Source organism: Flavobacterium defluvii (assembly GCF_900129555.1).
Taxonomy (GTDB): Bacteria; Bacteroidota; Bacteroidia; order Flavobacteriales; family Flavobacteriaceae; genus Flavobacterium; species Flavobacterium defluvii.
In genome coordinates, this window is sequence record NZ_FQWC01000002.1 from 235,284 (window position 1) to 248,011 (window position 12,728).

Genomic DNA, 12,728 nt, shown 5'->3' on the forward strand with positions numbered 1-12,728 from the left:
TTAAAAAGCTCACAATATACGATAAACAGGATACTGCATGTGCGCCTTTTCGTAATAAACAGAATGTTTATAAATCCAATCCAATTGGGCTTCTGGATTTTTAGCAAAAGTAGGATCGGATTGTTTTTTAGTCTCTAATTCAGTTTTTAGAGCAGGATTTTCTTTTAAAAGATTAGCAGCTGTATCTTCAAAAATATATTCTGAATAATGTTCTTTTTGCTGTAAAATAGGATCAAAGAAATTCCAATTGAAGAACGAATCAACGCCTTCGGGTTCAAAAGCTTCTATAAGATATTTTACGCCTTTTTGAGTTGTGGGAACAATATAATCTCCTTTGGCGAAAGTCATTTTAACTATTTTAGAAGTTACCGTTGTATTTCTATGCACATAATGTCCTTCGTAAGCAGACGGAACGGTTTTAAAATCGGCAATTCTATAGCTTTCAACTTCAATAATAGTGTCATTTTTAATTTGTTTAAACGAGATATTATTGTTTTTCAAAAGTTCAATTATATTCCAGTAACCACGAGGAATGATATAAGCAGAAGGAATAACAACTTCTTTTTGCGATTTGAATTCTTTAATGTACTGAACGTCTTTTTTATACGGTTTGCTTCGGTCGTAATACAAACGGTTTCCAGTTGTGGCTTCGCTTTTTTTGTAACCCGCTTCATATCCTAAAAATGAAAAAGTGGTCGCTTTTGTGCTGTCTAATTCCCATTTTAAAGTATAGGATTTTTTAGGTTGATATTGTTCTAAATTTTTTACTCTTAAATCTTTTATTTTTTGATAATTCGCATCGGTAAAATCCAAAGTCGATTTCATATATTCGTACGTCATTTTTACACGTTCTGCATATTTTTTCAGCATGTGCGTTTCGACTACAAAACCAATTGTATTAAATAGGGAAGTGTAACCCGTTGTATATCGCGGGCTGTCAACAAACTGCCCGAAACCTTTGTCTGGCGTATCTTTAAACGAATCGACATAAGGCGTAGTTTCAATTTTCTTTTTCTGAAGATCTCTTACCAAAGCCGGCATCATTTCATCATTCATAAAATCACCCAAAACTTTTCCCAGTTTATTATGCTCTGTCATAATATAAGTCAGTTTGTATTGATAATCAGAGCCGTTGCTTACGTGATTATCAATAAAAACATCAGCGTTTATTTTCTGGAAAATGGCCACAAAACTCTTTGTATTTCGGGTATCTGATTTCATTAAATCACGGTTCAAATCGTAATTTCTGGCATTTCCTCTAAAACCATAAATCTCGGGTCCGTCCTGATTGGCGCGTGTTGTAGAATTTCGGTTTAAAGCGCCGCCGATATTATAAACCGGAATCGTAACTAAAACAGTATTTTTTGGTGGTTTGATTTTTCCTGTTGCTAAATCTCTGTAAAATTGCATTGTGGCGTCGATTCCGTCTGGTTCTCCCGCATGGATTCCGTTATTTACAAGTAGAACCGCTTTTGTTTTTTGAATCTTATCAAAATCAAATTCCTTATCAGGATTGAAAGTAATCATGTGTAAAGGTTCTCCAGAATCTGTTAATCCCATTTCTTTCATCTGAATGGTTGGAAAATCATTCGCCAGCATTTTGAAATATGCAATAGTTTCCTGGTAAGATGCCGATTGATTTCCGTTTCCTTTCTCAAAAAAGGTATCGTATTTTTTATTGTTTTGAGCAGCGATTGTTATTGTAAGAAGTGAGAAGAGAATGGTAAAAAGTTTCATGGTTTGGGTTTATTAATGCGAATCAAATATAGGATTTTTGTTTCAAGTTTCAGGTTTCAAGTTTGATGTAGTTTTTTAACGCAAAGTGCGCAAAGATTTTTTATATTCAAGGTTTTGAAAAACACAAAGTTCGCAAAGCTTTGTGTTAAAAAATTATAGACAAAGCATAGCAGCCTGAAACTTGAAACAAGAAAAACTTGAAACAACTTTTTTCCCTACTTTTGCAAAATGAATAAAAAACACCATTCCAACGATATACTTTCGAATTTAGGGATTAAAAACCTAAACGAAATGCAGGAAACTGCAAAAGACGTAATTCTAAACGACAACAACGTTTTGTTACTTTCTCCAACGGGATCTGGAAAAACCTTAGCGTTTTTACTTCCTGTTTTAGAATTATTGCAGCCGGAAATTTTATCGGTTCAATGTTTAATTTTAGTTCCTTCGCGAGAATTGGGACTTCAGATTGAACAGGTTTGGAAGAAAATGGGAACGCAGTACAAAGTAAATATTTGTTACGGCGGACATTCCATTGATACTGAAATCAAGAATTTAAGTAATCCTCCGGCCGTTTTAATTGGAACACCAGGGCGAATCGCAGATCATATTGACAGGGAAACTTTTAGAACTGATAAAATTCAAACGCTGATCTTAGATGAATTTGATAAATCGCTTCAGCTTGGATTTCACGAACAAATGTCTTTTATAATTGGAAGATTACCGAAAGTAAATAAAAGAGTTTTAGTTTCGGCAACATCTGATATTGAAATTCCGAAATATACAAGAGTTATAAACCCAACGGTTTTAGATTTTATTCCTGAAGAAGAAGAGAAGGCTAATCTTTCGATGAAAATGATTCTTTCTCCTTCTAAAGATAAACTGGAGAGTTTATTTAATTTGATTTGCTCTTTAAAATCACAGTCGGCTATTATTTTTTGTAATCACAGAGATGCTGCTGAACGTATCAGCGATACTTTAAACGAAAAAGGAATTTATTCAGTTTATTATCACGGCGGAATGGATCAGGATGAACGTGAACGTGCTTTGATTCAGTTTAGAAACGGAAGTGTAAGTTACCTCATCACAACAGATTTGGCTGCCCGTGGATTGGATATTCCTGAAATGAAACACGTTATTCATTATCATCTGCCTTTAAAAGAAGACGAATTTACGCATCGTAACGGTCGTACAGCGCGTATGCAGGCAACAGGTACGGCTTATATTATTGTACACGAAAGCGAAAAAGAACTTGATTATATTGATTATAATATGGAAGTTCTGGATGTAAAAGATGTTAAAAGTCTGCCGAAGCCTCCAGAGTTTCAAACAATTTATATTAGCGGGGGGAAAAAGACGAAATTAAATAAGTTTGATATTGTGGGTTTCTTTTCTCAAAAAGGAAAACTTGAAAAAGATGATTTAGGACTTATAGAAGTAAAAGATTTTGTTTCATTTGCAGCTGTGAAATTTGGGAAAGTAAAAGACCTTCTTAAGAACATTAGAGATGAAAAAATGAAGGGTAAAAAGTTTAAAATTGAAGTTGCCCGAAATGTTATAAAGAAAGAAGAAGAAAAAAATAAGAAATTTTAGGCTTTTTGAGATAGCTGTAGAGGGTTATGTTTTGATTTATCTTTCTGGATGTCAGTTTTTTATGAATTATTGAAGAAGATTAACAATTTTGTGTAAAAAAATAATGATTTGATAGCTGTTTTTTCAATATTTCTGTGTTTTTTTGTTGCAGTAAAATTGTAAACCCCAAATCCACTATGAAAAAGATTATTACCATTGCCATTTTGTTATTTAGTTTTGTTTCGTTTGCACAAATTAAAGTTATTGAAACAGTTCCTGTAGAGAAATTAGGAAAAGTAAATAACAACTACATTCAGAAAATTGGAGACGAGTATACAGTGTACTACACTAGTATCTTAAATGATGATGATTCTTCTCCGCTAAGAAAATTTTCTTTTAAAAACGTTAATAACGATTATACAAACCTTTACAATATTATCATGGGCGGTTTCACTGCAACTCCGTTATATGATATTAAATTAGAATTGCCAAACAACTACATCTGGTTACACTACACTGGAAATGTTGTTCCGGACAAAGCTACAGTTCAGTTTATGGTTTCAAGCAAAGACAGAGATGCAGCTACAAACAGTGTTTCTGAGCCATTTGTAAAAGATCAAATCAGCAAATTATTCCAAAAATAATTCGTTGCCAGAAAATAAAATAATATAAAAAAAACCGTTCAGATTTTGAACGGTTTTTTTGTTTTAAGATTTCCTGTGTTTTAAGTTGCGTTGCCTTGATTTAACCGCAAAGCACGCAAAGTTTTCTAGATTTAAGGCTTTCTAAAAGCGAAAAGTTCGCAAAGCTTAGTGAATAAACTTAGCGAACTTTACGTTTAAATAAAAACCTTAGAATCTTAGTAACTTAGAATCTTAGTAACTTAGAACCTTAGTATCTTTTTAAATTTTCTTCACATACTGCGTAATAATCACAATCTGCTGGCCATCTACTTTTCCTTCAATGTATTCGGCGTTTTCGTGGTCAAGACGAATATTTCTAACAGCGGTTCCTTGTTTGGCAACCATGCTTGATCCTTTTACTTTTAAATCTTTTATTAAAACTACAGAATCTCCGTGCTGCAAAATAACACCGTTACTGTCTTTATGAACAAGTTTATTTTCTTCATCTTCGCCTTCGCCAGTTGCTTTTGCCCATTCTAGTGTATCATCGTCTAAATACATCATATCCAGCAATTCCTGAGGCCATCCTGCAGATCGTAAACGGCTTAGCATTCTCCATGAAACAACCTGAACAGGAATATTTTCATTCCACATGCTGTCATTAAGACATCTCCAGTGGTTTAAATCGACATCATCTGGGTTTTCGATTTGGTCAATACAAGTGTTACATGCTAATATTGCTTCATCAATACCGCCTTTTTTTGTTGGCAGGACTTGATATATTTTTAAATTTTCTTCCGCTCCGCAAAGTTCGCATTTAGATCCGCTTCGTTTGCTCAATTCTCTTTCGATACTCATTATTGTTTGTTTATTTTAAAAATGCGAAATTACTTATAATTTACATTGCTTGCAAGTTTGTTGTTTTTGTCATTACTAAGAAATAAGCAATCCCGTTTTCTTATTTTAGCTGAATGAAATCGTACTGTTAGCTTCGTTTATCGTAATGACTTTGCGTGTGTTTGATTATTTCTGCACTCTAACAGCATCCGGAACCAATAATTCATATTCGCCGCCATTTCGCAATACATCACGAACAATACTCGAACTGATAAAAGATGTTTTTGCTGCGGTTAATAAAAACACAGTTTCGATTTTAGAAAGTTTTCTGTTGGTATGTGCAATGGCTTTTTCGAACTCGAAATCGGCTGGATTGCGCAGACCTCTAAGTATAAAATTTGCTTTTTCTTTTTTTGCCAAATCAATTGTTAAACCTTCGTAAGTGATTACAGAAATTTTTGGTTCATCTTTGAAAGTTTCTTCAATAAAACGTTTTCTTTCTTCTAATGAAAACATGTATTTTTTCTCGGCATTAACACCAATAGCAATTATAATTTCATCAAATAAAGGAATTCCTCTTCTGATAATATCTTCGTGTCCAAGTGTAATAGGGTCAAATGATCCCGGAAATATTGCTTTTCGCATTTCTTTTTCTTTTTAAGATTCAAAGCTGCAAAGGCACAAAGGCGCAGAGTTTTTTGAAATTAAGTTATTCTTTTTGTGTTGATTGCTTCTACCCATTCGTCTTTTTTGCACACCTTACAATTTGCTGTTCCCGTTTTTTGTTCTTCTGTATGTCCACAGAAAGAGCAGGAGTAAATACCGTCAGATGGAATGAATTTACTTTTTGTATAAAATAATGATGGTAAAATAGGTAATCCATATCCAACATCTTTATCTTCATAATAAAAAACACTTATTTCACCGCTGGTTTCAATAAATGCATGTTTTACCTGACCTAAATGTTCTATTGATTTGATACGCAATTCTGCAAAAAATTCATCCTGAGCTAAACTTTCTTTTCTAAAAGTTGATACAGAAAATTTTCCGTCATTGATTAAACATTCGGTTCTGCCTTCAATAAATTCTTCAAATTTTTTACTTTTCCCTGTAAGCCATGTTACAGATCTGTATAGAATAATAATTACAGTAAAAACAATTATTGCGGGTACAATTCCAACATCTTCATAAAACATTGGATCGCCTGCTGCCGAACCTAATGCTATAATGATTACCGTTTCGAAAATCGATAATTGTTTTACACCTCGTTTGCCTGCGAGTTTTAATGTGAGAAGTAAAACGGTGAACATTACCGTCGAGCGGAATATTACTTCCAGAATAAAGGTTTCCGGGAGATTGTTATAAAATAATCTATTCCATTCGAAGATTTCTTTCATTTTTTGAGGTGCTAAGGTTCTGAGATATTAAGGGACTAAGTTTTTTAGGTTCAAAGATTCTGACTTCGACTTCGCTCAGTCTGACAATATAGAGTTTAAAAAATAAGGTTCTGAAATCTTAGTAACTTAGAATCTCAGAACCTTAGTATCTTTAAGCTAAAGCTAACTCAATAGCATTTGTAAATAAATCTTTCAGAGAAATTCCGGCTGCTTTTGCCTGCTGCGGAATCAAACTTTCTGTTGTTAAGCCCGGAATTGTGTTCATTTCAAGCATATAAGGCTCATTGTCAACAATGATGAATTCGCTTCTTGAAAATCCTTTCATTTTTAAAACTTCGTAAGCACGTTTTGCTGTTTCGCCCACTTTTTTTGTTAACTCGTCAGAAATTCTGGCCGGCGTTATTTCCTGTGATTTTCCTTCGTATTTGGCTTCATAATCAAAGAAATCATTATCTGAAACAATTTCGGTAATTGGTAAAACGATTACTTCTCCTTTATAATTAATTACACCAACAGAAACTTCAGTTCCGTCAAGGAAACTTTCGATGATGATTTCGTTATCTTCTTTGTAAGCAACTTCAATTGCGATAGGAAGTTCAGCTTCAGTTTTTACTTTTGAAATTCCAAAACTTGAACCTGCTTTGTTTGGTTTTACAAAACATGGTAAACCAACTTTTGCAATGATTTCCTGAGTATTAATTACGTCACCTTTATTTAAGTAATAAGAAATGGCCGTTTTGATTCCGTATGGTTTTAAAACTGACAATAAATCTCTTTTATTAAAAGTTAATGCTGATTGGTAATAATCGCATGATGATTGCGGAATGCCTAATAATTCAAAATAAGCCTGCATTAATCCATCTTCGCCCGGTGTTCCGTGAATGGCGTTAAAAACGCAATCAAACGTGATTTTTTCTCCGTTTACAGTTACAGAAAAATCATTTCTGTCAATTGGAAATTCGGCGTCGTTTGCGTCTACATAAACCCATTTTTCTTTAAAAATATGAATTCGGAATCCGTTGTATTTTGTTTTGTCAAGATATTGGTAAACAACGTTTCCGCTGATAAGCGAGATTTTATACTCGCTTGAATATCCGCCCATGATGATGGCAATGTTTTTCATTTATATATTTTGTTTCAAGTTTTAATTTGTTTCAGGTTTCAGGTTTTTGCCACGAATTCACGAATTATTTTAATTCAAATTTGTTTGAATCTGTAAAATCTGTGTGCCAATTACATCCAGTATTCACTAGGCATATATACCTAATTAAGGAGTTTCTTGTTTTAAACAAAATTATCATTTTTTTTGAAATGAAATACTTTATCTTTGCGTCAACTAAAAATAAATTTATGAGTTTACGTAAGTATTTAACTAGCCGAGTGTTTTTTTTGCAAGTATTGAGTGCAGCAGGAATTATAGCAGTTTTAGGGTATTTGTTTATGCATTGGTTGACTTTTACAACTGATCACGGACACGAAATTGCGGTTCCGAATTTAGCCCGATTAACTGAAGAACAAGTAGAAGAAAAACTAGATGAGCTTGACTTAGATTATGTGCTTTTGGACAGCGTTGATTACAGAAGTGAATATCCGAAATTTAGCGTAGTAGAGCAGGATCCGCTGCCGGGAACTAAAGTAAAAGTAGGAAGAAAAATATATATTAAAATTAATTCATCGGGATTCTCATCTGTAAAAATTCCTGATTTAATTGAAAAAACATACCGTGAAGCAGTTCCAACTTTGAAAGCTTTAGGACTTGAGCCGGGAACGATTACTTATATCCCGAATCTTGGAAAAGATATGGTTCTTGAAATGCGTTATAAAGGCAGAAATTTAAAAGTAGGAGACCGCGTTTTGAAAGCGTCTAAAATTGATTTGGTTTTAGGAGACGGAAAAGCGAGTTATGTAGATGACAGCCAGGCCGACAGTACTGCAGTGCCTGTAGAAACACCACAAGATGAACAACAATAATATTGAAGAAAACTTAGATCTGGAAGACGAATTATTTGAGCATTACAGATTTGAAGTTCCAAAAGGTCAGGCGTTTTTACGTATTGACAAATATTTAATGTATTTGATTCCGAATGCCACTAGAAACAAGATTCAGAATGCGGCAACTGACGGAAATATCTTTGTAAATGATATTCCGGTAAAATCAAATTATAAAGTAAAACCTTTTGATGTGATAACGATTATGTTGTCGCATCCGCCATTTGAAAATCATATTCTTCCTGAAGATATTCCCTTGAATATTGTTTATGAAGATGATGCCCTTTTGCTTATTAATAAAGAGCCGGGGATGGTTGTGCATCCGGGACACGGAAACTATACAGGAACTCTTGTAAATGCTTTGGCGCATCATTTTGATAATCTGCCAATGAACAGCAGTGAGCGTCCTGGTTTGGTTCACCGAATTGATAAAGATACTTCCGGACTTTTGGTTGTTGCCAAAACAGAAGCGGCTATGACGCATTTAGCAAAACAATTTGAGGCTAAAACTACTGAACGTGAGTATATTGCTCTTGTTTGGGGAAATGTCGCTGCAGATAGCGGTACAATTGAAGGAAACCTAGCAAGACATTTAAAAGACCGCATGCAAATGGCAGTTTTTGATGATCCTGATATTGGAAAACCTGCTATTACGCATTATAAAGTTTTAGAACGTTTTGGTTATGTTACTTTGATTTCATGTAAACTGGAAACGGGAAGAACGCATCAAATTCGTGCGCACATGAAACATATTGGACATCCGTTATTTAATGACGAACGTTATGGCGGACATTTGATTTTGAAAGGAACAACTTTTACAAAGTACAAACAGTTTATCGAAAATTGTTTCAAAGCTTTGCCTCGTCAGGCGTTGCATGCTAAGACACTTGGTTTTGTTCACCCAAATACAGGCGAAATGATGCGTTTTGATACTGAACTGCCAGATGATTTTAAAGAATGCATTGAGAAATGGCGTAATTATGTGAAATCGCATAATACGGAAGAGGAAAGTTAATTAGATAATTTCTTAAACACGAATTCCACTAATTTACACAGATTAATTTTCGTGTAAATTAGTGGAATTCGTGTTTTAATTTAATTCTGAATGATATTTTATTTTACCAATTGAACCTGTCGGGCTTGGTAAAAGTTCAAAAACCGAAGTAGGAGCGAGCCCTTGTTCAATTCGATGTGAAACATATAAAATTGTAACGTTTGTTTCTTGTTTTATGGTATTGATAAGCTGAATTACCAAATCTACATTTTCATCGTCTAAACCTTCTACGGGTTCGTCTAAAATTAATAATGGTGGGTGCTTTAATACCGCACGTACAATTAAGCCAAGTCTTTGCTGACCTAGTGTTAAATCGATGAAGCGTTTTTTTCTTAAATGCGTCATTTCGATTACTTCAAGCCATTGTGAAACGATATTTTTTTGATGCGTTGTGGGTTCTGTATAAAGTCCGATTTGATCGAAGAATCCGGATAGTATCATTTGCTCCAGCGTGTGGCCTTTTTGAAACAAATCCATCATCGAAGTAGTATAAATACCAATTTGTTTTTTGATTTCCCATACACTTTCTCCGCTTCCTTTTTTTCTTCCAAAGAGAAATAAATCCTGCCCGAACCCTTTTGGATTATCTCCTGTTATTAAAGATAAAATGGTACTTTTTCCGGAACCGTTTGGACCGATTAACTGCCAGAATTCGCCTTGTTTTATTGTCCACGAAATGTTGTCGAGAATTTTTCTTTCGTCGTAACTAACCGAAACATTTTCGAGTTTGATTAATTCACTTTCGTGAAAAGAATGCGGCTCTAGAGCTTTTGGAACTGCAGAAGTATTTAATGTTTTAAAATGATTTTCGTTTTTTGAAATCGGATGTAATTCAAAAGTATTGTCTTTAATTAGTGCTTTATTCGGAACAAATTCCAAAACATCAACAACACGATTTAAGAGTTGAATTATCGCAATATCATTCGTTAAATCTTTAAGTGAATCGGCTAAAATAACTCTTGAAGCCTGATCTAAATGATCAAAAGGATTATCAAAAATGATGAAATCCGGTTTTTGATTGATGCAGTATTTTAAAAATTCTTTTTTACGTTCGCCAGATGAAAAGGTGCGTAATTGTCTGTGTGATTCAGGAGAAGCTTCTACGCTGTCGTATTGGTATTCTTTTTCGATGAATTTTTCGATTGCTATGTCAGAAAACAGAATTCCTTTTTGAGTATTAAAAATGGCTAATTCTCCTTCTGCTTCTCCATTAAGTATGTTGTCTATAAAAGCTTTTTTATTTACCTGGTTAGATAATAATATGTCCCAGTGCTGCATTTTTTGTATTTTAAATATTTGTTGTTTTTGCCACAGATTAAAGGATTACAAAAGATTATCATTTTAACGGAAGTGGCAAAAAATATAATTTTATTCTGATTTTTTGGTCGCCATTTCGCGGTCGTTTCTGGACCATTCACTCCATGAACCTACGTATAGTTTTGGAATTTCAATTCCGGCATAATCCATTGCCAATAAAGTTTGACATGCTGTAACTCCAGAACCACAATGTATAATTGTGTTTTCTGACGATTTATCTTTTAATACTTCTGAATATTTATCGTTTAAAATTTTAGAAGATTTAAAAAGGCCATTTTCATCCAGATTTTCACTAAAAGGAACATTTACAGCTCCGGGAATATGTCCTGCTATTAAATCTAAAGGTTCAGTGAGTCCGTCAAAACGATTTTTATCTCTTACATCAATTACAATATTATCACTGTTATTTCGGGCTTTTTCAACTTCTTCTATATCAGCCGTTTTTAATTTCCATTCAGAAATTGGATATTTTTCTGTAGTTTCAAAATTTTCTTTTTCAGAACTTATTGAAAAGCCTGCTTTTACAGCTTCTTGTAAACCTCCATTTAAAACCTGAACTTTTTCATGTCCAGCTGATCTTAGCATCCACCAAAATCTCGCCGCTGCATTTGATCCGTTTTTATCATCATAAATTACAATATGTGAAGAAGGAGAAATTCCCAGTTTTGAAAGCACTTCAGAAAATTTAGAAAGCGAAGGCAGTGGATGTCTTCCACCATTTGCAGGATCTTCAACTGTTGCCAAATCTTTGTTTAAATCAACATAGCGGGCGCCTTTTAAATGTTCTGCTTTATAGTTTTCCTCAGCATTAATTCCAGCTCTGGCATCAATTAAAATAATTTCTAAAGGATTTAATTTTAATAAATCTTCAACGTTTATGATGGGAGAAAGTTTAGACATTTTAATGGATTTATTTTTTAGAAGTTCCTAACCAAAGCAACGCATCAAGAATGAGTTTGCTTTCGGTCTTATTTTCAAAAGTATACGAAAGTGTTTTATTAGTTCCGCCTTCGTAATCAATATCATTATGTCCCATGTTGATGTACAACATTTTATAGTTTTTGTTTGTCCAAACTACAGGATAATAACCTTCATGCCAAATTTCGTGTGCTTTTGGCCCAGTTCCTAAAGGAAAACTGCTTTCGTCGATTGCCAAAAGAATTTTTATATCCGGATTTTTTCTAAGATCGTTGCTCCATCTGTACCATTCGTTTGGTGCTGATGAAAAAGTTTTAGGAAGATTTTTTGTTACCGGATGCTGGTTTTCAACTCTCAAAACGGCAGATGTTGGTCTCCATGTATTACTTCCATATTCGCCGGAACCTAAAAAAGTATTATGATACCAATCCCAGTTTTGCGGATAACTTGAATTGTTTAAGGCAAAAGCCGAAAAATGAAACCCCATGAAACCACCGCCGTTTTCCATATATTTTTGAAAAGCGTCACGTTGTTCTTTCGTTTCAGGTCTTGTATCTAAAAACAAAACAACCTGATAATTGGCTAAAAATTTAGCGTTAAGATTATCCCAGTTGTTGGTAGAATCATAAACAAAATGGTTTTCTTCAGCCAGTTTAGGAAGAAACTTATTGGCTTCATGTACAAAACTTATATGTGCCTGATCGTTTTTTGCAGTATAAAAAGCTATTACTTTAAACTTTGGTTTGTCTTTTTTATGCTGAGAAAAACCTGAAAAACAAACTAAAAAAAGCATTAATAAAATACTTTTTTTAGCTAATAAAGTCTGATTAAAATTTGCCATCAATTATAAAATTAACTTGGGATTTTTTCGATTAATATTTCGTTTTCTTCGCTGTCAAAATATGTACAGGTCATTTCGATAATATCAACTCTCCATTTAGCAATTCCGCATTGTCCGGCATGATTACAAAAAGTAAGATAATCAGTTTCTCCACTTTGGTGCTTTACCAAAAACTCAATAAAAAGTTCTTTATTTACACTTGAGGCAATCGAAATAGGGTTGTATTTTTCATCAGATGTAACAGAGTATCCATTTACACCGTAATATTCGACGTGTCCGTCATTTACAAAAGTGTCATAACCTTTTACACCCAGAATAATTAAATCTTGTATATAATTTGGAAAATCAGCACCGCTTTTTACTTTAGCATGTGCTTCTTTGATTTGGTCGATTGTAAACATATTATTTAATTTTAGATTAGTTATTTTAAAAATTTTCCGTCACGA

Annotated in this window: 13 protein-coding genes; 4 read left to right on the forward strand and 9 right to left on the reverse strand. The window is 33.7% G+C overall.

What is annotated here, in order from left to right; translation table 11 throughout:
* Positions 1 to 9: 9 nt before the first annotated feature.
* Positions 10 to 1,737, reverse strand: coding sequence for a M14 family metallopeptidase (locus BUC29_RS05185; protein WP_073414045.1), 1,728 nt, complete (start codon positions 1,735 to 1,737; stop codon positions 10 to 12).
* A 228-nt stretch (positions 1,738 to 1,965) separates the two neighbouring features.
* Here BUC29_RS05185 and BUC29_RS05190 point away from each other — a divergent pair, with 228 nt between their 5' ends.
* Together BUC29_RS05190 and BUC29_RS05195 are read left to right on the forward strand one after the other, a co-directional pair.
* Complete coding sequence (locus tag BUC29_RS05190; protein ID WP_073414047.1) at positions 1,966 to 3,327, forward strand: DEAD/DEAH box helicase; 1,362 nt, start codon at positions 1,966 to 1,968, stop codon at positions 3,325 to 3,327.
* A 176-nt stretch (positions 3,328 to 3,503) separates the two neighbouring features.
* Positions 3,504 to 3,950: a hypothetical protein gene (locus BUC29_RS05195; RefSeq protein WP_073414050.1), complete on the forward strand. Its 447-nt coding sequence runs from the start codon at positions 3,504 to 3,506 to the stop codon at positions 3,948 to 3,950.
* Positions 3,951 to 4,208: 258 nt separating this feature from the next.
* Here BUC29_RS05195 and BUC29_RS05200 read toward each other — a convergent pair whose 3' ends face one another.
* From BUC29_RS05200 to BUC29_RS05215, 4 genes are all read right to left on the reverse strand, one after another.
* Positions 4,209 to 4,787 (reverse strand): PhnA domain-containing protein, encoded by a 579-nt coding sequence (locus BUC29_RS05200; protein WP_073414052.1) that lies wholly within the window; start codon positions 4,785 to 4,787, stop codon positions 4,209 to 4,211.
* 165 nt (positions 4,788 to 4,952) lie between these two features.
* Positions 4,953 to 5,411, reverse strand: coding sequence for a pantetheine-phosphate adenylyltransferase (coaD, locus tag BUC29_RS05205; RefSeq protein WP_073414054.1), 459 nt, complete (start codon positions 5,409 to 5,411; stop codon positions 4,953 to 4,955).
* A 59-nt stretch (positions 5,412 to 5,470) separates the two neighbouring features.
* Entirely contained in the window at positions 5,471 to 6,163 is a 693-nt protein-coding gene (locus BUC29_RS05210; protein WP_073414056.1) for a DUF421 domain-containing protein, read from the reverse strand.
* 151 nt (positions 6,164 to 6,314) lie between these two features.
* Positions 6,315 to 7,286: a D-alanine--D-alanine ligase gene (locus tag BUC29_RS05215; RefSeq protein ID WP_073414058.1), complete on the reverse strand. Its 972-nt coding sequence runs from the start codon at positions 7,284 to 7,286 to the stop codon at positions 6,315 to 6,317.
* Between the two features lie 227 nt (positions 7,287 to 7,513).
* Here BUC29_RS05215 and BUC29_RS05220 point away from each other — a divergent pair, with 227 nt between their 5' ends.
* Both BUC29_RS05220 and BUC29_RS05225 read left to right on the forward strand, forming a co-directional pair.
* Positions 7,514 to 8,134, forward strand: a complete 621-nt coding sequence (locus BUC29_RS05220) for a PASTA domain-containing protein (RefSeq protein ID WP_073414060.1) — start codon at positions 7,514 to 7,516, stop codon at positions 8,132 to 8,134.
* On the forward strand, positions 8,121 to 9,167 hold the full coding sequence (locus BUC29_RS05225) for an RluA family pseudouridine synthase (RefSeq protein WP_073414063.1): 1,047 nt from the start codon (positions 8,121 to 8,123) through the stop codon (positions 9,165 to 9,167). The genes BUC29_RS05220 and BUC29_RS05225 overlap by 14 nt, the downstream gene beginning before the upstream one ends.
* A gap of 75 nt (positions 9,168 to 9,242) precedes the next feature.
* Here the strand turns inward: BUC29_RS05225 and BUC29_RS05230 are convergent, their stop codons facing one another.
* The 4 genes from BUC29_RS05230 to BUC29_RS05245 form a co-directional block, all read right to left on the reverse strand.
* Complete coding sequence (locus BUC29_RS05230) at positions 9,243 to 10,484, reverse strand: ATP-binding cassette domain-containing protein (RefSeq protein ID WP_073414065.1); 1,242 nt, start codon at positions 10,482 to 10,484, stop codon at positions 9,243 to 9,245.
* Between the two features lie 90 nt (positions 10,485 to 10,574).
* On the reverse strand, positions 10,575 to 11,423 hold the full coding sequence (locus BUC29_RS05235) for a sulfurtransferase (RefSeq protein WP_073414067.1): 849 nt from the start codon (positions 11,421 to 11,423) through the stop codon (positions 10,575 to 10,577).
* A gap of 10 nt (positions 11,424 to 11,433) precedes the next feature.
* Positions 11,434 to 12,282 carry a ThuA domain-containing protein gene (locus tag BUC29_RS05240; protein ID WP_084538590.1) on the reverse strand — a complete coding sequence of 283 codons (849 nt, stop codon included), beginning with the start codon at positions 12,280 to 12,282 and terminating at the stop codon, positions 11,434 to 11,436.
* Positions 12,283 to 12,293: 11 nt separating this feature from the next.
* On the reverse strand, positions 12,294 to 12,683 hold the full coding sequence (locus BUC29_RS05245; protein ID WP_073414069.1) for a DUF1398 domain-containing protein: 390 nt from the start codon (positions 12,681 to 12,683) through the stop codon (positions 12,294 to 12,296).
* Positions 12,684 to 12,728: the final 45 nt, after the last annotated feature.

What these genes read in the sequence shown, in the direction of transcription:
- BUC29_RS05185 (WP_073414045.1), bottom strand. Translation starts at nt 1,737, where the DNA reads ATGAAACTTTTTACCATTCTCTTCTCACTTCTTACAATAACAATCGCT.
- BUC29_RS05190 (WP_073414047.1), top strand. Translation starts at nt 1,966, where the DNA reads ATGAATAAAAAACACCATTCCAACGATATACTTTCGAATTTAGGGATT.
- BUC29_RS05195 (WP_073414050.1), top strand. Translation starts at nt 3,504, where the DNA reads ATGAAAAAGATTATTACCATTGCCATTTTGTTATTTAGTTTTGTTTCG.
- BUC29_RS05200 (WP_073414052.1), bottom strand. Translation starts at nt 4,787, where the DNA reads ATGAGTATCGAAAGAGAATTGAGCAAACGAAGCGGATCTAAATGCGAA.
- coaD (WP_073414054.1), bottom strand. Translation starts at nt 5,411, where the DNA reads ATGCGAAAAGCAATATTTCCGGGATCATTTGACCCTATTACACTTGGA.
- BUC29_RS05210 (WP_073414056.1), bottom strand. Translation starts at nt 6,163, where the DNA reads ATGAAAGAAATCTTCGAATGGAATAGATTATTTTATAACAATCTCCCG.
- BUC29_RS05215 (WP_073414058.1), bottom strand. Translation starts at nt 7,286, where the DNA reads ATGAAAAACATTGCCATCATCATGGGCGGATATTCAAGCGAGTATAAA.
- BUC29_RS05220 (WP_073414060.1), top strand. Translation starts at nt 7,514, where the DNA reads ATGAGTTTACGTAAGTATTTAACTAGCCGAGTGTTTTTTTTGCAAGTA.
- BUC29_RS05225 (WP_073414063.1), top strand. Translation starts at nt 8,121, where the DNA reads ATGAACAACAATAATATTGAAGAAAACTTAGATCTGGAAGACGAATTA.
- BUC29_RS05230 (WP_073414065.1), bottom strand. Translation starts at nt 10,484, where the DNA reads ATGCAGCACTGGGACATATTATTATCTAACCAGGTAAATAAAAAAGCT.
- BUC29_RS05235 (WP_073414067.1), bottom strand. Translation starts at nt 11,423, where the DNA reads ATGTCTAAACTTTCTCCCATCATAAACGTTGAAGATTTATTAAAATTA.
- BUC29_RS05240 (WP_084538590.1), bottom strand. Translation starts at nt 12,282, where the DNA reads ATGGCAAATTTTAATCAGACTTTATTAGCTAAAAAAAGTATTTTATTA.
- BUC29_RS05245 (WP_073414069.1), bottom strand. Translation starts at nt 12,683, where the DNA reads ATGTTTACAATCGACCAAATCAAAGAAGCACATGCTAAAGTAAAAAGC.